Genomic DNA, 20418 nt, shown 5'->3' with positions numbered 1-20418 from the left:
ATGGTACTGTTGTTGTTGAGTTGCCTGAAGATGCTACTGGTAATGTGACTGTTAGTGTTGATGGTAAGTCTTATACTGCTGAGGTTGTTAATGGTACTGCTGTTGTTAGGGTTGGAAACTTGACTGCTGGTCCTAAGACTGTTGTTGTTGAGTATTCCGGTGATGGCAATTACACTTCTGGATATGCTGTCGGTAACTTCACAGTCGAACAGTCCAAAGTAGACCCTGATGTTACTGTAGTTAATCAAGGAAACGGCACAATTGTCGTTGTTGTTCCTAAAGACGCTACTGGAAATGTCACAGTCAAGGTTGGGGACAATACATATAATGCTGCTGTCGTCAATGGTACTGCTACATTAACATTGGACAGCCTAACTCCTGGCGAAAACAGTATTGAAGTAATTTATGGTGGAGATGACAAATACTCCAACGCAACATTCAGTTCCATTGTAACAGGACCTAAATATGATGCTCCGATTGAAATCATAACAGTTCCTGGAGGTGTCGGCGAGGATACTGTCATTACCGTAAAAGTTCCTGAAAATGCAACCGGAAATGCAACAGTCGAAATTGACGGCGTAAAATACACATCAGAAATCATAAACGGAAGTGCAACATTCAGAATCAATAACCTGACTGCAGGCACCAAAACAATTGCTGTCGGATACGATGGTGATGATAACTATGCTGGAAAACACACAGTAACCAATGTGACTGTATCCAAAGTAAAATCAACTGTAAGTGCAACAGTCACTGACATTAATGTTGGCGAAAACGTAACTCTGACAGTATTTGTTCCTGAAGATGCTACTGGTCAAGTACTGATTGATATTGATGGCGTAGGATATTATGTGAATGTGACAAAAGGTATGGGAACTATTCAAATACCTCGCATGCCGAACGGAATCTATCCTGTAAATGTTACATACGTCGGTGACGACAAATACTTGTCAAGCAACAATTGTACAGAATTTGATGTAAATAAGATTCCGTCATATGTGATTCCTAAAGCAACCAATATTATGGTTGGTGAAAACGAAATCATTGTGTTTGATGTTCCGTCAGATGCAACAGGAAATCTCACAGTTGTAATTAATGGTGAGAAGTTCACATTTGACATTGATGAAATTTTGGGCGTTCCATTTTATGATGTCGGCAAATTCTCTGTAGCTGTAAGTGACGGCAAAGGAGTACTGGTGCTTTCAGGTCTTCCAATGGGAATCTATGATGTGGCCGTAACATATAACGGTAATTACAAATACCTTAAATCATCAAATTCAACCAGATTCACAGTAACCGAAAAGGAATCTGAAGTCAATGTTGTTGACCTTGGAAACGGAACAATTAAAGTATTTGTATCAGACAATGCAACAGGAAACGTAACAGTCAAAGTCGCAAACCAGACATACGTTGCAGATGTCATCGACGGAGTTGCAGTAATCAACCTGGACAATGTGCCTGCCGGAGATCATGATGTTGAAGTGATCTACTCTGGTGATAATAAGTATGCTCCTAAAACAGTTGATTCTAAAGTAAGCATTCCTAAAAAACAAACTCCGATAAGTGTTGATACACAGGATATCTTCGTTGGAAACAAAGAACATATTGTCGTAACTGTTTCTAAAGATGCAACAGGTATTGTATCCATTGAAATCGATGCTATACAATATGATGCTACAATAAAAGATGGAAAAGCAGTATTTGATGTAAGTGGACTGACTGCAGGCAGCAAAACTGTGGCAGTAACTTACTGGGGAGATGCAAATCATGATGCAACCTTCACTACTGGACAATTTGAAGTTATAAAACGTACTTCAACTGTTGATGCGGTTTCAAAGGATATTACTGTTGGAAAAGATGAAACTATAAAGATAACATTTCCTAAGGATGCAACAGGCCGTGTAACAGTTACTATTGATGGTGTGGACTATTCAGGTGAAATCATCAACGGTAAGGTTAACATAGTCATTCCAAATCTTCCTGCCGGAAAATATGAGGCCATCATAACCTATGAGGGTGATGACAAATACCTCTCAAGCACTACCAAAACAAAATTTGAGGTAAGAAAAAATTCAGCACCTGTTTCCGCTAATGATGACTATATTAAAATTGGTGATGATGGAACTGTTGTTGTAAATCTTCCAAGTGATGCAACAGGAACCGTAACAATAATCGTCAATGGTCATAAATACACAATGCCTGTCATTGACGGTAAAGCGGAGTTTAAGATTCCTGGATTGAAAAAAGGTGATCATGATGTGATTATCCTTTACTCAGGTGACGATAAATATGCCGCTAATGAAACTGTAACTAAAATTGTTGTATTTGATGATAATAATGAAACTCATAATGAAACTCATGAAAGTGCAGCTCGGGGTTTCAAGGATAAAAATGGCATATCCCTATCAGCTTATCCGACCGCAAATCCGATTTTAGTGCTTATGATTATGATTTTGGCTATGGGTACAATACAATTGAGAAGGTTTAAAAAATAACTTTTCTTAATTTTTTTTATCCTTTTTAAGCTATATTCAATTGTAACCTTTAATTAATCTTTACGAATACTTTTTTTATTTTTAATATTCCTTTCAGTATTTCCAATGAAATTCTATTTCTATCATTTATTTTAATCAAAACTTAATGTAAATTGCCGGAAAAATTCCTCCTGTTTCGTCAAAATTCAAAATTTTTTTCGATAATTTGGTTTCCTGGTTTACTATTTAATAAACTAGTTTACTATTTAATTTACTAGTTTACTAATTGATTAACTGATTAACTATTTGGTGTCTGAGTTAACTAGTTAGTTTCCTCTTTAACTATTAAAAAGTCATTATACTCTTTAATTTTTAAAAAAAGTTCAAAGTTAATCCTTAATTAATGAGAATGTTAATATATAATAATCAATATAAATACTATATTATTTAAAAAAATTTGGTGTTTTCAATGAGATATGGAAAGGTCATGTTGATTGTTTGCATAAGCATGATTGCCTTATTTGGTGTCTCTTGTGTTTTTGCAAATGATGCAATGAATGAAACGATAAGTGTAAATGATTTAGACGTTCGAGAGTTAAGGACAATTGACAACGGAATTAATAATACAAATCAGATAGTCGGTGATTCATTGTCTGCTTCTGTGGTTTATTTTGATGCTTCTGCAAATAGTGATGGTGATGGTTCACAGTCAAATCCGTATAAGTATTATAAATCAGACAGGGTAGATTACGGTACTACCGCTTATTTTGCAAACGGAGTTTATGACATTACCGAAGCAAATAATATATATTCGTCTTCAGCATACAAGACCACATTTATAGGTCAAAGTATTGAAAACACTATTTTTAAATCTAACTTGCCAAATAAATTTGATTTCACTGTCACTGATGATTCATATTTCGTTTTAAGCAATTTGACAATGGTCGGAGTTCACATTAACAATCAGGCTAATTTAATTGCTAACAATGTCATGTTTAAAAATAGCACAGGCTTTGATTCAAATTACGCACCAAGTTTGTCTTATGCATATGTCTCTAAAATATTTGACGCTACCTGTGGTGGAGTAATTATCTGTGACACTCCTTCAAATAAATTTACTACTTTAAACTTAACTGATTGTTATTTTAATGATAATTCCGCTTCATCTGGTGGAGTTATAGCAACATACAATACAATTGCAAATATTCAAAATTGTGTTTTTTACAATTCCTCTGCGAGTCGCTTTGGAGGGGTTATTTATGGTATAAAATCCAGTTTAAATATTAAAACCTCTTCATTTGAGCTTAATCGTGCTAAATATGCGGGTGCAATATATGCAAATTCCAGTACAGTTAATTTAAAGGATTCTTATTTTAGTTTGTCTCAGGCATACAGTTTCGGTGGAGTAATTGCTTCTTTTTCAAGCCAATTAGATATCAATCATGTTGATTTCAAGGATTACGCTTCTTTAGATGATGCGGGTGGTTCAATTTATTCTATTGGAGGAACCTTGGATGTTGTTGATTCCTCATTTAAAAACGGTTCTTCTGATTTTGGTGGTTCAATCTGTACTTTAAAATGTGATTCTAAAATTGCTAATTCTGAATTCACTGACAATGAAGCGGTTTATTACGGCGGTTCAATCTACAATATGTATGGTAAAATTGTTCTCACAGGAAACGGCTTCAAAAACACTCATGCAAGAATCGGCGGAAGCATATTCAACAGATTCTCAAATTCATTCACTTTGAAAAGTAATCGCTTTACAGATTCAACAGCCAACACAGGAGACATCACATTCATCGATGGAGATAATGCTAATGTTGTGGAAAAGAACAATAATTATGATACTTCAAAAGTATTAATAAAATATGGCAATATTTACGATATCGACCACTATGAATCAGTTCCGCTAATAAATTATTCTGCTAAATTACCTGAATCCATGCCTTCATTTTATGATTCTAGAAAATATGGATATGTCACTCCTGCCAAAGACCAAATTCAGGGAGGTAACTGTTGGGCATTTTCAGGTATTGCAACACTGGAAGCATGTCTTAAAAAAGCAACAGGAATTGAATATGATTTTTCTGAAGAAAACGTCAAAAACTTAATGTCTGAGTATTCATTATTTGATTTGGACACAGGTGTGAACAGTGGTGGAAACTTATACATGTTTATAGCTTACCTTGCCGGATGGTTTGGTCCGACATATGATGAAAATGATGTTTATGATGATTATTCTGCATTGTCTGTAATATATGATTCATTAATCCATGTTCAAAACGTTTACATTTTGCCCGAAAGGGAAAGCTTCGTTGACAATGACCATATTAAAAAGGCAGTATTGCAATATGGTGCTGTTTCAATCGGTATAGATTTATCAGAAAATCAAGGTCACGCAGTCACTATTGTTGGTTGGGATGATGAATTCGTCAGCAACGACTTTTTAGGTAACAAGGCAGTTGGTGCTTGGATAATTAAAAACAGTTGGGGTCCAAATTGGGAATCTGATGGTTTTGGATACTTATCTTACTTGCAGCCTATTGGTTATGGGTATACATTTATCTTCAACGATGATAGGAAATATAGTGATGTATATCAGTATGATTTTGCAGGAAAAAGCGGTTACCATAATATTAAAGGTAAAGAGGCTCATATAAAAAATAAATTTACCGCTAAAAAAGATGAAATCCTATCTGCATTTTCAACTTATTTTGATGCGCCTTCAAATTTCACAGTTTCAGTATATCAAAATGGAAATTTAGTTACAAGCCAAAATGGATTCCATGAAAGAGGGTATTATACAATACCATTTGAAAAGGAGGTTTCCTTGAAAAAAGGGGATTCATTTGAAATTGCAGTCAAATTTTTCAATGATGGTCCAATAGTTTATATTCCGCTCTGTGATGCCGATGGAATAAATAAGATGAGTACTAAGGGTATTTCATTTTACAGTGGTGATGGTAAAACTTGGACAGATTTACAAGACTCATATTCTGCTGTAGCATGTATAAAAGCATTTACTCGTTCAATCACTTTAACTGATGTGTCAATTGATGTTGATGAAACTGGGGGATCTTCATTTGACAATGTTAATGTTGGTGATTTAATTAATATTCAATTGGATCTTCCTGAATATTATGTTGAGGATGGAATTCAGCGTTCATTGGATGGGCTGGTGACATTTACAATCAATGGCCAAAATTATTTCGCAACAGTTAACAATGGAAAAGCTTGTTTGAACTTTACATTTGATAAAGAAGGAAAATACGATGTCAAAGCTCAATTTAAATCCAGCAGAGTTATTTCAAATATCATTGAATTCACTGTTAATGTGGTTAAATCTCCTCAGTCTGATTTAGTTATTTATGCCAATGATGTATCTAAATTCTATGGTGGCCCTGAAAATTATGTTGTCACATTATATAATGGGGATAATGCTTTAAGTGGGGCTAATGTTAATATTTCATTGAATGGAAAATTTTACGGTTACAAGAGAACAGACAGTAATGGACAAATTGTTCTTGATTTTTCAGAGTTGCCTGTTGGAGTTTATGACGTATCTGCACAATATGGTGGAAAAGTTCGTTCATCCAAATTCATTGTTTTATCAACAATTATTGCTAATGATGCAGTTTATGACTTTTTAGATTCTTATATTTCAGCGTCCTTTGTAAATACTGATGGGGAAATGCTTGTAGACCAGAAAATTTCATTCAGCGTTACTCTTTATGGAAGAAATTCTAATCCTGTACTATTTAATGCTACAACAGACAAATTGGGTATAGCTAATTCTAAAGTCAATTTAGTTGCTGATAAATATTTAATTTCTGTTATTAACCCTGTTAATGGTGAGGAAAAACAATTTACATTGGAAATATCTCAAATAGATTCTAAAACTTCAATTACAGTTTCCCAATCCAAATCAAATGTAACTATAATTAATGCAACTTTAAACTCTGCTTATGCCTCAGGTCATGTTAATTTCATTGTTTCAGACAAAGTCTATAAGGTAAACGTTCAACGTGTATATGATGAAGGTGCTGGAACTATTGCTCGTGCTAGTTTAACCCTTCAAAATTTAGCTGTAGGGGATTATAGCGTATCTGCTGTTTATTCTGGTGATAATAATTTCAGAGTTTCATCAAGTAGTAGGGATTTTTCAGTTACTGAAAAGCCATATAGGTTAACTTCTGAAAATTATTGGAGTTATTATGGTCGTTCAGGAACTATTGCTCAGTTAAAGGATGATGATGGTAATCCTGTAAAAGGAGAAACTGTAACTGCAACAATATTGAATACAACTTATACTGGCACAACTGATGAAGATGGGCTTGCCACTTTCAGATTCAATTTAGATGCCGGCACTTATACTGTGTTATTCAGGCAGGGCGGTCAATCACTTTTAAAACAGGTCTTTATCTATTCAACAATTGGTGAAGTTACCTCCGCCAGCGAATATTTAAATTCAAAAATAGGTGCATACTTTATTGATTCAGATGGTGGAAAACCTGGCAGTTCGGATGTTACATATCTTGTTGGTAAGCAAGTTAAATTTATAGCAAATGGAACAGAATACCTTGCAACTACTGATGGTAAGGGATATGCAAGTGCAAACGTTGATTTGCCTGTTGGAACTCATACGATTACTGTCGTTAATTTAGAAAATGGTGAGAAAAAACAATCAAAAGTAACAATATATAAAGCCACTCCTACTGTTACACTTACACCAACTAAACGGGGCAATTTTATGGTTTTCACTGCTAGTTTAACACAAACTTCGGCGATTGGTAATGTTGTATTCACATTGAATTCAAATAAATACACTAGCCCTATTATCGATGGAAAGGCAGTACTTGCGCTAAATAGTATTGATGAGGGATCTTATTCCATATATGCAAATTATATTGGTGACAGCAATTTCAACAATATTGTTTCATCAACCATTCGGTTTAATTATACTTATACAAATTATACGTTGTCTGCTCCAAAAGTATCAAAATACTATGGCGGTCCTGAAAAATTCACAGTAACATTAACTGACTTCAATAAACCTGTAGTCAATGTGATTATCAATGTCTTCATTGGCGATAAGGTATATGGTTTGAAAACCGATAGCAAAGGAGTAGCTTCATTCGATGGGGAATTGGCTTCCGGAACTCATGTTGTGCGCTGTGAATATGATGAGGAAACTGTATTTTCCGAAATTGCCGTTAAGCCAACAATTAATGACGGAGGAGATGTTTCATATTCAAAAATAACTGCAGAATTCAGGAATGGTTATGGTGATTTGATTAAAAATACAGGCGTCACATTCAAAATAGGCTCTAGTGAATTCAAGAAAACAACAAATGATTTCGGTGTTGCAACTCTAGAAGTTAATCTTGATAAAGGAAACTACACTGTAGCAATTGTCAATACAATCACCGGCGAAATTAAATATTCCACTTTGATTACTACAAAATCAACTCCAAATCTTAGTTTGACAGCGGTTAAAGAAAACGGTTTTGATGTTTTAAATGCAGTTTTACCGAAAACCGCAACCGGTGAGGTCAATTTTGTTTTGGATAATGGTGATATATATTCAGTTCCAATCACTAATGGTGTTTCCCGTCTTGAAGGTCTTGATCCTGGAGAATATAATGTTGTTGTGACTTATGATGGTAATGATGAGTTCAATCCGGTTTCAAAATCCATCAAATTCAGTGTTTCTGATGAGGCATCTTCAAAAGGAATTCTGATTTCTTCAAATGTAAAAACTACCTATGGTACAAGTAAAAATATTGTCGTAACATTGAAGGATTCAAAAGGCAACATTTTGGCTGGAAGAAAAGTGGTCGTTAACCTAAACAAGAAAAATGATGTTAGAGTTATGCCTACTGACGGTAAGGCAATAGTTACAGTTCCATCATCCTTGCCTGCAAAGACTTATACCGCAACAATAACATATGCTGGTGAAACAGATATTTCAGTAAGTCCTATTAAGATTAAGGTTGTAGTAAATAAGGCAGCTCCAAAATTGGCTGCATCAAAAAAGACCTTTAAAGTGAAAGATAAGACCAAGAAATATGTTGTGACTTTAAAGACGAATAAGAATAAGCCTTATAAAAAACAAAAAATCACTATTAAAGTCAATGGCAAAACATATTCCGCTAAAACCAATTCTAAAGGTCAGGCAATATTCAAACTCACTAAATTGACCAAAAAAGGAACTTTCAAAGCCGCAGTTAAATACGCTGGAAGCTCCAACTTCAAGGCAGTGGGCAAAACTGTAAAAATTACTGTTAGGTAAGTGATATATTTCACTTATTTCTATTATTTTTATTAAAATTTTGAGAAAATTGGCAGACATGTATCTATTGTGAGTTATTTTTCATATTTTTAAAATACATTATCGATTTATTTTAAATTACGCTTAATGATTTTGATGGTTTTGGTTTTATAATCTATTTAATTAATCATTGTTTCATTTTTTTGTGCTGAAAAATTATTGGAGATTTTCGTTTTATGGCTTGGTCTATGTGTCATAAACAGGAAAAAATGTAATTTTTTCTATCTAAATGTTTTTATATAATTTTAAACAAATATTTATAAAAAGTTTATGTGGTAATTATGGTTGAGGGGTATATGATAAATTGGGTGTATGTATTTCTCCTGTTTATTTTGGGGTTCATTACATATTACAGAAAGTCACTGGATTTATTCGGTACTGCAGTCATGATTATCATGGGCGTTGTTATTATTTTTTCAGCAGGAGCCAACTGGCTGGTGCTGATTGTTCTGTTTTTAATAATGTCTCTTCTTGCAACAAAATACTCTAAAAAATATAAGATGTCTTTAGGTGAGTTTGAGGGAAGAAGAACTTCCAAAAATGTTATTTCTAATGGGGTTGTGGCCTGTTTTATGGCGGCATTCGGAGGATATTACTCTCCGCTTGTAGGTGGTTTCATTGGTGCAATCGCAACAGCAACCGCTGACACATTAGCTTCCGAAATTGGGGTATTGGACCAACACCCACGTTTGATTACAACCTTTCAAAAGGTAGATCCGGGTACAAATGGTGCAGTTTCTCCTTTGGGTACTGGAATTGCAATTGTAGGTGCTGCAATAATTGGTATTGCTTCATTCTTGTTAGCAATTGTGCCAAATCCATGGTCTGCAATTTTAGTTGCAATTGTTTCAGGAACTGTTGGTTGTTTCTTTGACAGCATATTGGGTGCGCTTTTTGAAAATCAGGGCTGGCTGACCAATGAGCATGTTAATTTGTTTGCAACAATTGTAGGGGCTCTTGTTGGAATATGTTTGATGAACATGATTTAATTTCTAAAATTGTTTTTTTCACAAATCAATTTCTACTTTTTTAAAGTTAAAATTAAATAAATTATTTTAACTATTAATCATAAAAATTATATTAGTATATTTTATTAGGTGATATTTATGAAAGGTCTTATTTTAATTATGGATGGTATGGGTGACCGTCCAATTAAAGAATTAGGAAATAAAACTCCTCTTGAAGCTGCAAATACTCCAAATATGGATAAGATGGCTGAAGAAGGAATTACTGGAATCATGGACTCAATAGCTCCAGGAATTATTCCGGGAAGTGACACTGCACACTTGTCTATTTTAGGTTATGATCCTTATGAGGTATATACTGGCAGAGGTCCGTTTGAGGCAAATGGTGTTGGTGTTGATGTCCTGCCTGGAGACATTGCATTCAGATGCAATTTCTCAACTGTCGATGAGGATTTGATTGTTACCGATAGGCGTGCTGGAAGAATCAAGAGTGGAACTAAAGACATTGTTAATGTGTTGAATACCATGGTTTTGGAGGACTATCCTGATGTAAAAATCATTTTCAAGGAATCAACCGGCCACAGGGCAGTTCTGGTCTTGAGGGGTGAAGGACTTTCAGGTAAGGTAAGTGATGCAGACCCTAAAGTTGAAGGTAATAAGCCTAAGCAAGTAAAAGCTTTGGATGATACGCCTGAAGCTGCAAAAACTGCAGACATCTTAAACAAACTGGTTGTAAAAACTTATGAAATGGTTAAGGATCATCCGGTCAACTTAAAAAGAATCGAAGAAGGATTGCCTCCAGCAAACATTGTAATTCCTCGTGGTGCAGGAGAAGTGCCTGTTGTAGATTCATTAAATGAAAAATATGAAGTAAACTCAGCATGTATTGCAGAAACAGGTCTTATTATGGGTATTGGACGATTTGCCGGAATGGACATTATTGAAATGGAAGATGTCACTGGCGGAATCGATACCAACTTGGACAATATTCGAGATACCATAATCGATCAGGTAAAAAATTCCGACCATGACTTTTTCCTCATAAACATTGACGGCGCTGACGAAGCGGGCCATGATGGTCAAATAAAGGAGAAAAAGGAATTCATCGAAAAGGTCGATGAGGTTGTAATGAGTGAACTCATAAAGCTTGAAGATGTTTATATTTACCTGACAGCTGACCATTCAACTCCAATTTCCGTTAAAAATCACTCAGGAGATCCTGTACCTGTCTTGATAAGGGGTCCTGAAGTCAGAACTGATGATGTATGTGAATTCTCAGAACGTGCATGCGCAAAAGGAGGACTTAACAGAATCAGAGGTGCTGACGTGATGAATATCATGATGGATTTAATGAACTATGCTCATAAATTCGGAGCTTAGGTGATATGATGGTGGCTAAAAAACTCTTCGGAACTTCTGGAATTCGTGGAAAAATAGGCTCTGAAGTAACTTGTGAACTTGCACTGAATGTCGGTAAATCTTTAGCTTATTATCTTGGTAACGAAGGTCGTGTTGTACTCGGATATGACACAAGAAATACCAATCAGATGTTGGACCAGGCAATCTGTGCGGGATTGCTTGAAAGCGGAGTCGATGTAATTAAAATTGGTATGGTTCCAACTCCATTGGTTGGTTATGCTACTGAAAAATTAGATGCTGATGCTGGAATAATGCTTACAGCATCCCATAATCCTTCCCAGTATAATGGAATCAAGTTATGGAATAAAAACGGAATGGCTTATACTTCAGAGCAGGAAGAAAAAATCGAAAAAATTTATGCAAATAAGCAATATTGCTCTGTAAGCTGGGATAAAGTAGGTAATCTAAGTTTCAATGAAGAAATTAAAGGTCAATATATTGATGATTTGGTAGCGATGGTGGACATTGAGAAAGGCTTGAAAGTTGTTGTTGACTGTGCATCCGGTGCCGGAAGCGAAATATCACCTTTAGTATTTAGAAAAGCAGGATGTGAAGTGACAACCCTTAATTCACAGCCGGACGGATTTTTCCCAGGAAGAAACCCTGAACCAAATGCCGAAAACCTGCAGACATTAATGAAAACCGTTGTTGCTATTGGAGCGGACCTTGGAATAGCTCATGATGGTGATGCAGATAGGATGATTACAGTTGATGAAAACGGTGAAATATCTCCTTTCGATTCTCTTTTAGCATTGATTTCAAAGGAATTTGATGGAGATGTCGTAACAACCGTCGATGCAGGACTATGTATGGATGAATCCGTAAAAGGTGAAGTATTCAGAACTCCTGTTGGTGACGTGAATGTGGCTGAAGTGATTATTGAAAAGGATGCTGCATTCGGTGGGGAGCCTTCAGGAACATGGCTGCACCCTGACTTTTGTATGTGTCCAGACGGAATTTTGTCAGGTTTGAGAATGGCTGAATTGGTATCTAAAAAGGGCAAATTGTCTGATCTTTTGGCCGAAATTCCATCTTATCCGAACATTCGTGAAAAGATAACCTGCTCAAAGGAAGCTAAAATTAATGTCATGGAAAATATGGAAGAGCTGCTTAAGGATGCCTTTGATGACATTGCTGATGTGAATTCACTTGATGGTGTCAGATTAACTTTTGCTGATGACAGTTGGGTATTGGTAAGGCCTTCCGGAACAGAAGACTATATTAGAATAACTTTGGAATCTCGTGATGCTCAAAGGGCAGATGAGATTAAGGAAATTTGTGTAAAAATAATTAATGAAAATTTATAGATGATTTTTTTCATCTAACTCTTTTTTTCTTCTTCTTTCAGTGATTTTTCAAGCTCCTCAGTTGAGGATTTCGGTGAGATTTTTTCTAAAATGGATGATCCGTAATGAGGTAAAATCACAAGACCTATGATTGTTGGCATCCAAAATGAAATTACCCTTTCAATAACTGTCACAGGAGCTGTTATTGCAGTTGTAATTCCTGAAGTTGAGTATAGATAAATCATTGTTCCGTCAACCGCTCCAAGACCTCCTGGAAGCAGAGGTATCATTCCAATAAGAGAGGCTACGATGAATACTTCTCCAATGAGGCCATAGCTGGCTACGGCTCCAAAGGCTAAAAATACGAAATATACTCTTGAAATCTCTACAAACCAAACCAAAAAGGACAACGGAATTGTTGTGAATAGTATTTTTTTATTGGACATTAAGTTGGTCATAGTATTTTGAAAACCAACAATATTTTCATGAATAGCTTCTTCCAAACCATCGGAATCTTTTTTAAATCGTTGGACTATTTTTAAAATCAATCTTTCAATTTTGCTTCCGAAATTCAAGTTAATGCACATATAAATGAGAATGACCAGTATTGCGACGATTGCTACTGCCGCTATAATCATGATGACAATCATCCAGCGAGGAATATTTGGCTGGAAACTTAATGAAAGTACTGTAATGACGGTTAAAACTATGAATGGGAATGTATCCAAAACTCTGTCTGCCACTACTGTAGCGAAAGTTTCTTTTATGGTATGATCGTGCTCTTTTGCAAGGATATATGCCCTTACAGGTTCTCCTCCCCCACGGCCTGATGGGGTTATGTTGTTGATTGCAAGCCCTACCATTGTGATTGGGAGCAATTTTTTAAAACCAATGTCTATGTTGGCCTGCTTGTTGAGAAGTTGCCAACGTAGGTTGTACAAAAGAAAAGTAATTAATTGAAGAGCGATAGCTACCACTATGTATCTTAAATCAGCGGTTTTTAAAGCATCAAATATCTTGTCGACTCCAATTATTGCAAGCATTGCTAAAAAAATAAGAATACTTATAGATAGAAATATCAATGTTCTTTTGTCCATTGTTATTAATTTTATTTTCATGTTAAAAATATGTTTGGTAGTTAATATATTCTGATAATGTGTTGAGACATATGATATTTTTGACATGAATCATGAAAAATAGTTTATTGAATTTCAAAGAAATGTTTAAAAAAAAGTATTGTAAAATAAAAATTGTAGAAGAAATTTTATTCTTCTTCTACGATAAATGCGTCCACTCCAAGAGCTGCGCATTCTGGGCAAACCCAGTCATCTGGCATGTCTGCAGGAGTTTTTCCAGCAGGAATGTTGTATGCAGGGTCACCTTTTTCTGTATCAAATCTGTATTCGCAGTGTAAACATACATATACGGTCATTTTTACAATCTCCTTTTAAGTTTCACTATTAATGATTTAGTATAATAGCTAATTATATTTTGACTCTATTTTAACTCATATTTAAAATTACTTATTTTTTTAGGAAAGTTAATTAATAAGTAATGAGTTAAACATATATCATTATAAGATAATTTTATAAAGGGGATAGAAAATGAAAGCAATAATTTTAAGTGCTGGTGAAGGGTCTAGAATGAGGCCGTTAACACTTACTAAGCCTAAGACCATGTTACCAGTCGCTGGAAAGCCAATTATCCAGTATAATATCGAATCATTAAGAAACAATGGAATTACGGACATTTTATTAATTGTACGTTATAAGGAAGAAATGGTTCGAGACTACTTTGGTGACGGCAGTGATTTCGGCGTTAACATTACTTATAAAACTCAAAAAGATTTCCTGGGAACTGCTAATGCAATTTCCTATGGTGAGGATTTCATTGAAGATAGCATGATTGTTTTAAATGGAGATATCATTTTGGATGATGAGATTATCAATGAAATCATCAAGAAATATAACTATATGAGTCCTGACACTCTGATGGTTTTGACTGAAGTGGAGGACCCTTCAGCTTTCGGTGTTGTTGAGATTGATGACGGCAATGTTAAAAACATTGTTGAAAAACCTAAAAAGGGTGAAGCACCAAGCAACCTCGTAAACACTGGTATTTACATTTTTAACAAGGACATATTTGATAAGATTAAAAAGACAGAACTCTCCGAAAGGGGGGAGTATGAGATTACAGACTCATTGTCAATGCAGATTGAAGACGGCAAAAAGGTAATCGGCCATAAGACAAACAAAGATTGGATTGACGTAGGCCGTCCTTGGGAACTGATTGAAGTAAATGAAGAATTGATTGGCCAATTGAAAACAGAAATAAAGGGCACTGTCGAAGAGGGAGCCCGTATTCATGGTGAAATCTTTTTGGATGAAGGAAGTATCATCCGTTCCGGAGTATACATTGAAGGAAACGTGTACATTGGCAAAAACTGTGACATAGGTCCTAATTCTTATATTCGTGGCAATTCCTACTTTGGGGATAATGTTCATGTTGGAAATGCCGTTGAAATCAAGAATTCAATTGTCATGGAAAACACCAATGTCAGCCACTTGAGTTATGTTGGGGATTCTGTAATTGGATCCAATTGTAATATAGCGGCGGGAACCAACATCGCTAACCTCCGTTTCGACAACAGGTCAGTTAAAACAAAAATAAAAAATCAGATGATTGACAGCGGAAGGCGTAAATTAGGTTCCATTATTGGGGATTCTGTAAAGACAGGTATTAATTCCAGTTTCTCCCCGGGTGTAAAGGTGGGACATAATTCCACTATCGGTTCAGGGGTTTTGTTATATGATGATGTACCCTCCGATACACGTGTATTGGTAAAACAAAATCATATCATACAAGATAAAAATAGTAAAAAATAGATGGCGATATTATGGAAAATAAAAAAGACTCTATTGTAATATGCCCTGGCGCACAAGTATTGGGTGATGTTGAATTAGGTGAAGATGTATCCGTATGGCATGGTGCCGTAATTAGGGGAGATACAGATTCAATAACTATAGATGATAATTCCAATGTCCAGGATAATTGTGTTGTCCATTGTACCAAAGGATTTCCGGTGGAAATTGGTAAAAACGTTTCTATTGGGCATGGTGCAGTTGTACATGGTTGTAAATTGGAAGACAATGTATTGATTGGAATGAATGCTACCGTTTTGAATGGTGCACACATAGGAAAAAATTCTATTGTGGGTGCAGGTGCTGTTGTAAGTGAAGGAAAGGACTTTCCCGAAGGCAGCCTGATTTTAGGCGTTCCAGCAAAAGTTGTCAAACAATTAAATGAAAGTCAAGTTAAACTCATTCAGGATAATGCTGACAATTATGTAAAACTTTCTAAACAATATAAGGAAGATTAAAATATGAAACCAAGACAAATTGTGGATGAAATGGATTCTTATGTTCCTGGAAGATCCCAGGATGAAATTGCAGAAGAATTCAATTTGAATAAGGATGAAATTATTAAATTGGGATCCAATGAAAATCCATGGGGTCCCTCTCCACTGGCTATGGAAGCTATTGAACGGGAAATCCAGTCAATCAACAGATATCCTGAATCTCAATTGAAAGAGCTTGTAGCCGAAGTTGCAAAATACAGTGATGTAGATGAATCTCAAGTTATTATGGGTGGGGACGGTGCTGATGAAATCATAGACGTTCTGGCAAAAACATTCATTGATGAAGGGGATGAATTCATTGTTCCTTTGCCGTCCTACATGTACTATGAGTATCTGTTGCAACAGTATGGGGCTCATCCTGTCTATGCAAGATGGGATTTGGACAAAAATGAACTGGATGTCGATTCAATTTTTGAATGCATCAGCGATAAAACCAAGATGATTTTCCTGTGCAGCCCTAACAATCCTACCGGAACTTTGATTGAAAAGGATGTCCTGGCAGATATCGCATCCAAAAATCCAGATATTCTGATTGTTGTTGATGAGGCCTACTTTGAATATTCCGAAGTTACCAACAAGGATTTGATTAATGAATATGATAATATTTTCATCATCCGTACAATGTCTAAAGTTTTAGGTCTTGCCGGAATGAGAATAGGATATGGTCTGGCATGTGCTGAAATAATAGAATATATGCACAGAATCAAACCGGTATTTTCACTTACAAGATTGTCCTTTGTTGCAGCTCTTAATACCTTTAAAGATAAACGCTACATTGCCGAATCAATCGAAAAGGGAATTGAATCAAGACAATATCTATATGATGAATTATCAAAAATCGATTCACTTAATGTATTTCCGTCCAAATCCAATTTCATGCTAATTGGCGTTAAAGACACTGGTTTTACCGCATCAGAATTAGCTTTGGAACTTATGAAACGTGGAATAATTGTGAGAGATTGTACTTCGTTTAAGGGATTGGATGAATACTGGATTAGAATCAGTATATGTACTCTTGAGGATGATGAGAAATTTATTAATATAATCAAAGAGGTCCTAAACTAAATGTATATTGGTGGAACTGTCATATCTTCGGTGGAATTTCATGGAAATATGTCTCTGGTTATTTTCATGTCAAAATGCCCGCTTGCATGCAGATATTGTCATAATGTGGAACTGTTGGAAGATAATACCGAATGGTCTTTGGATAAGATAAAATTCGAAATTGATTCCTCAGCTGACTTTTTAGATGCTGTTGTCGTTTCGGGAGGGGAACCTCTGGTTCAAACCGATGGAGTTATTGAAATATTTAAGCATGTTCGTGAAATCGGTCTTAAAACAAAACTGGACACCAGTGGAATTTATCCGGATAAAATACAGGAACTTCTTGACCTTAATCTTATTGATTATGTTTCACTTGATGTAAAAACTACTTTTTCCAAATACAGAAAGATTACCGGTGCAAATGTAGGATTCAATGTTAAAAAATCAATGGAACTGATTAACAGTGATCCGAATGTTCATTTGGAGCTGAGAACAACATATGTTCCAACATTGCATACTAAAAAGGATATTTATAATCTTGTTGATGAAATTGAAGGTGATGTTTACACCATTCAGCAATTCAGAAATAAAAATGTTCTTGACCCAGCTTTGGAAAGTGTTGAGGTTCCAAATCCTCATGACCTGAGAAAATTGGCTGAGGAGATAAAACCTTATTTTGACGGTCAGGTAAAAGTGAAAAGCGCAGAATTCGGAGAGCAAATAATTTAAATCATGATGGGGGTGTCATAAATGCCAATTTTATCTTTTTCAAGTAATGATATTGATGTCATTACTGGTAAGAAAACCAGAACCATTCGTAAAACTTGGAAGACTCCTCTTAAAAAAGGTGACAGATTATACTGCTACTGGAATTTGGTTTCCAAAGAGAAAATGAAAATTTTTGAAGCTATTGTTACTGATGTGGAAGACATACCATTTAGTGAAATCGAAGGCAATGATGATTTGGCCATACAGGAAGGCTTTAAGGATGCTAAGGATATGCTTAGGGAATTTAAAAAAATGTATGGTGGCCGTATTGACAAGTCAGAGAAATTCCAGATAATCTATTTTGAAAAGCTTCACATTGACGATTGGAAGGGTGACAAGATAGATGAAAAGGCAATGATAATGAAACGGGCTGATATTCTTTTTGACAGCGGTAAATTCGATAAGTCCACAATGTGTTATGATGCTGCCCTAAGGCTTGACCCTGATGACGTATACCTTCTCAACAAGCAGGGTGATAATCTATCAAGATTGGGAAGGTTTATCGATGCAATTGAATGCTATGACAAGGCATTGGAACTTGAACCCGACAATGAATATATTTTAAATAACAAGGCTATTGCACTTCTAAACTCAGGAAATATTAACGAAGCCTATAAGGCAAGCACTATAGCTTACAATTTTGCTCCAAGCAATCCCATAGTCCTTTACTGGAGAGGATTTATTTTAGAGATGCTTGGAAGATATGATCAGGCATTACGAGTTTATGATAAGCTGATTGTCATTGACGGTGAAAATCCGGAAGTTTGGAACTCTCGGGGAAACCTTCTGACAGATATGGGCAGACTGGAAGAGGCTATTGAATCATTTGACAAGGCTGTTGAAGTATGTCTGGATGATTCTGAAATGGATGCTTCAGCAATCAACAGGATGGGCAATGCTTTCATTGATCTTGGAAAATTTGATGAAGCATTGGACTGTTTTAACAAAGCTATTTCTCTTGAAAAATATAATATTGACTTTTTGCTCAATAAAGGTGTTGTTTTGATGGAATTGGGCAAATTTGAAGAGGCTGTTGATAGTTTCAATCAGGTATTGCTTAGAAATCCTGACAATGAGGATGCATTTTTCTTAAAAGAAGAGTGTTTGGAAAACTTTTGATTATTTGTGTTTCATGATGTAGATTGCCGTCATGGATTTTGTTGATTGAATTATTTTCTTTTTTTATTTTAAAATATAATGTAATTAAAATTAGGTTTTGGTATTGATTAGGTATTTTACATTATCAAGTATTTCATTTATTGAAAAGAAAAATTGGTGATGGTGGGGTTCAATTATTTTTTGTATTTTTTAATTAAACCTATTCCCCATTCGGTCATTTCATCTGCTTTTTCCTGTGAGTCAGACTCGGCAAAGCATCTGAATATTGGTTCTGTACCTGATGGTCTAATGATTACCCAACCATCTTCTTTAAGGATTTTAACGCCGTCTGTCAAGTCAAGTTCGAAATCGGTTGTGGTTTTAATCTCTTCAGCAATGCCTGCCATCACTTCTTGTTTTTGATCGTCACTGCATTCGATTTTCATTTTGCTTGAATAATAAACCGGAAGTTCGGACACTAATGTGGACAGTGTCTTTTTCTCTTTAGCTATTGTTTCTAGAATTTTAGCAACTGTCATTACAGCATCTCTTCCGTAAACGAAATCAGGGAAAATCAAACCTCCGTTTTCTTCTCCACCGAACAATCCATTTTCATCTTTAAGTTTACGTGCTACAAGCAGGTCTCCAACGGCAGTAGCAATTACCTTTCCGTTAAATTCATCTGCAACATCATAAATAGCCTGTGAGGTTGCAACGGTTGTGACGATGGTTCCGCCATTGTTCTCCTTAAGCATCTGTTTTTCAACGAGAGTGAAAGTCTTATCTCCTAAAACGAAGTTTCCATTTTCATCGATACAGATGGTTCTGTCAGCATCTCCGTCGTGTGCAAGACCTATGTCTGCATTAAGTTCTTTAACAACACTTATCAATTCCTGTAAGTTTTCTTCAATCGGTTCTGGGTCACGGCCTGGGAAAAATCCATCTGCTTGACAGTTGAGTGTTGTCACATCACAGCCGAGCTTTCTTATAAGGTACGGTGCAGTATATGATCCGGCTCCGGACCCGCAGTCTACAACCACTTTTAAATTGGCATCTTTGATTGCCTGAGCGTCAACTTTGGAAATTGCCTCATCGATATATTCGTCAATGATTTTGTCATTTTGATAAATCTGTCCGATTTCAGACCAGTGAGCTCTTTTAGGCTCTTCATCAAAGTACAATTTTTCAATTGCAATATCCATTTCATCAGGAATTCCTATACCGAATTCATCTAAAAATTTAAGTCCGTTATATTTAGGTGGATTGTGTGAAGCGGTAACCATTACTCCACCGTCATAATATTTGCGCACAGCGTATTGAACGGCCGGTGTTGGCAAGATTCCTAAATCTACAACGTCACATCCGGAAGATAAAAGTCCAGCTTTAACGGCTTCCATTAGCATGGGACTGGAAGTTCTTGTATCTCCACCAACGGCTACAGTTCCTTGAATTTGAGTTCCATAACAAGCAGCAAGTCTTGATGCAAACTCAGGAGTTAAAACATCATTTGCAGTTCTTCTAACTCCAAATGTTCCAAATAATCGTTTTTTATCAGACATTATATTAAATCCTTTAAGTTTATTCATTATTATCTTTGGATTTTGACAAATAA

The 20418-nt window shown here is 35.6% G+C and carries 13 protein-coding genes; 10 read left to right on the top strand and 3 right to left on the bottom strand.

The window, feature by feature from the left end:
• The 5 genes from UIB65_RS06330 to glmM (UIB65_RS06310) form a co-directional block, all read left to right on the top strand.
• Positions 1–2495: Ig-like domain-containing protein (locus UIB65_RS06330; protein ID WP_330040333.1), on the top strand; the 2495-nt coding region annotated here is incomplete at its 5' end.
• 448 nt (positions 2496–2943) lie between these two features.
• The gene (locus tag UIB65_RS06325; protein WP_330040332.1) at positions 2944–8769 is read left to right on the top strand and encodes an Ig-like domain repeat protein; all 5826 of its coding nucleotides are present in this window, start codon (positions 2944–2946) and stop codon (positions 8767–8769) included.
• Between the two features lie 320 nt (positions 8770–9089).
• On the top strand, positions 9090–9797 hold the full coding sequence (locus tag UIB65_RS06320; RefSeq protein WP_330040330.1) for a TIGR00297 family protein: 708 nt from the start codon (positions 9090–9092) through the stop codon (positions 9795–9797).
• A 117-nt stretch (positions 9798–9914) separates the two neighbouring features.
• Complete coding sequence (locus UIB65_RS06315) at positions 9915–11153, top strand: 2,3-bisphosphoglycerate-independent phosphoglycerate mutase (RefSeq protein WP_330040329.1); 1239 nt, start codon at positions 9915–9917, stop codon at positions 11151–11153.
• Between the two features lie 8 nt (positions 11154–11161).
• Positions 11162–12499: a phosphoglucosamine mutase gene (glmM, locus tag UIB65_RS06310; RefSeq protein ID WP_330040327.1), complete on the top strand. Its 1338-nt coding sequence runs from the start codon at positions 11162–11164 to the stop codon at positions 12497–12499.
• 14 nt (positions 12500–12513) lie between these two features.
• On the opposite strand, the gene UIB65_RS06305 is transcribed toward glmM (UIB65_RS06310), so the two are convergent.
• Entirely contained in the window at positions 12514–13596 is a 1083-nt protein-coding gene (locus UIB65_RS06305) for a UPF0104 family protein (protein WP_330040326.1), read from the bottom strand.
• A gap of 146 nt (positions 13597–13742) precedes the next feature.
• Positions 13743–13910, bottom strand: a complete 168-nt coding sequence (locus tag UIB65_RS06300) for a rubredoxin (protein ID WP_292608758.1) — start codon at positions 13908–13910, stop codon at positions 13743–13745.
• 172 nt (positions 13911–14082) lie between these two features.
• Between UIB65_RS06300 and glmU the strand changes: the two genes are divergently transcribed.
• Genes glmU through UIB65_RS06275 form a run of 5 tightly spaced genes read left to right on the top strand, consistent with a single transcriptional unit; the run spans position 14083 to position 18827 of the window.
• Entirely contained in the window at positions 14083–15363 is a 1281-nt protein-coding gene (gene glmU, locus UIB65_RS06295) for a bifunctional sugar-1-phosphate nucleotidylyltransferase/acetyltransferase (protein ID WP_330040323.1), read from the top strand.
• Positions 15364–15374: 11 nt separating this feature from the next.
• Positions 15375–15857: a gamma carbonic anhydrase family protein gene (locus UIB65_RS06290; protein WP_330040321.1), complete on the top strand. Its 483-nt coding sequence runs from the start codon at positions 15375–15377 to the stop codon at positions 15855–15857.
• Positions 15858–15860: 3 nt separating this feature from the next.
• Complete coding sequence (hisC, locus tag UIB65_RS06285; protein WP_330040319.1) at positions 15861–16961, top strand: histidinol-phosphate transaminase; 1101 nt, start codon at positions 15861–15863, stop codon at positions 16959–16961.
• Positions 16962–17669: an anaerobic ribonucleoside-triphosphate reductase activating protein gene (locus UIB65_RS06280; protein WP_330040317.1), complete on the top strand. Its 708-nt coding sequence runs from the start codon at positions 16962–16964 to the stop codon at positions 17667–17669. It abuts the gene before it with no gap.
• 21 nt (positions 17670–17690) lie between these two features.
• A complete protein-coding gene (locus UIB65_RS06275; RefSeq protein WP_330040315.1) occupies positions 17691–18827 on the top strand; it encodes a tetratricopeptide repeat protein in 1137 nt (378 codons plus the stop codon).
• Between the two features lie 173 nt (positions 18828–19000).
• Here UIB65_RS06275 and glmM (UIB65_RS06270) read toward each other — a convergent pair whose 3' ends face one another.
• A complete protein-coding gene (glmM, locus tag UIB65_RS06270; protein WP_330040314.1) occupies positions 19001–20392 on the bottom strand; it encodes a phosphoglucosamine mutase in 1392 nt (463 codons plus the stop codon).
• Between the last annotated feature and the right edge of the window lie 26 nt (positions 20393–20418).

Source organism: Methanobrevibacter sp., assembly GCF_036307625.1.
Classification (GTDB): Archaea; Methanobacteriota; Methanobacteria; order Methanobacteriales; family Methanobacteriaceae; genus Methanocatella.
This window is presented reverse-complemented; position numbering and strand designations above follow the sequence as displayed.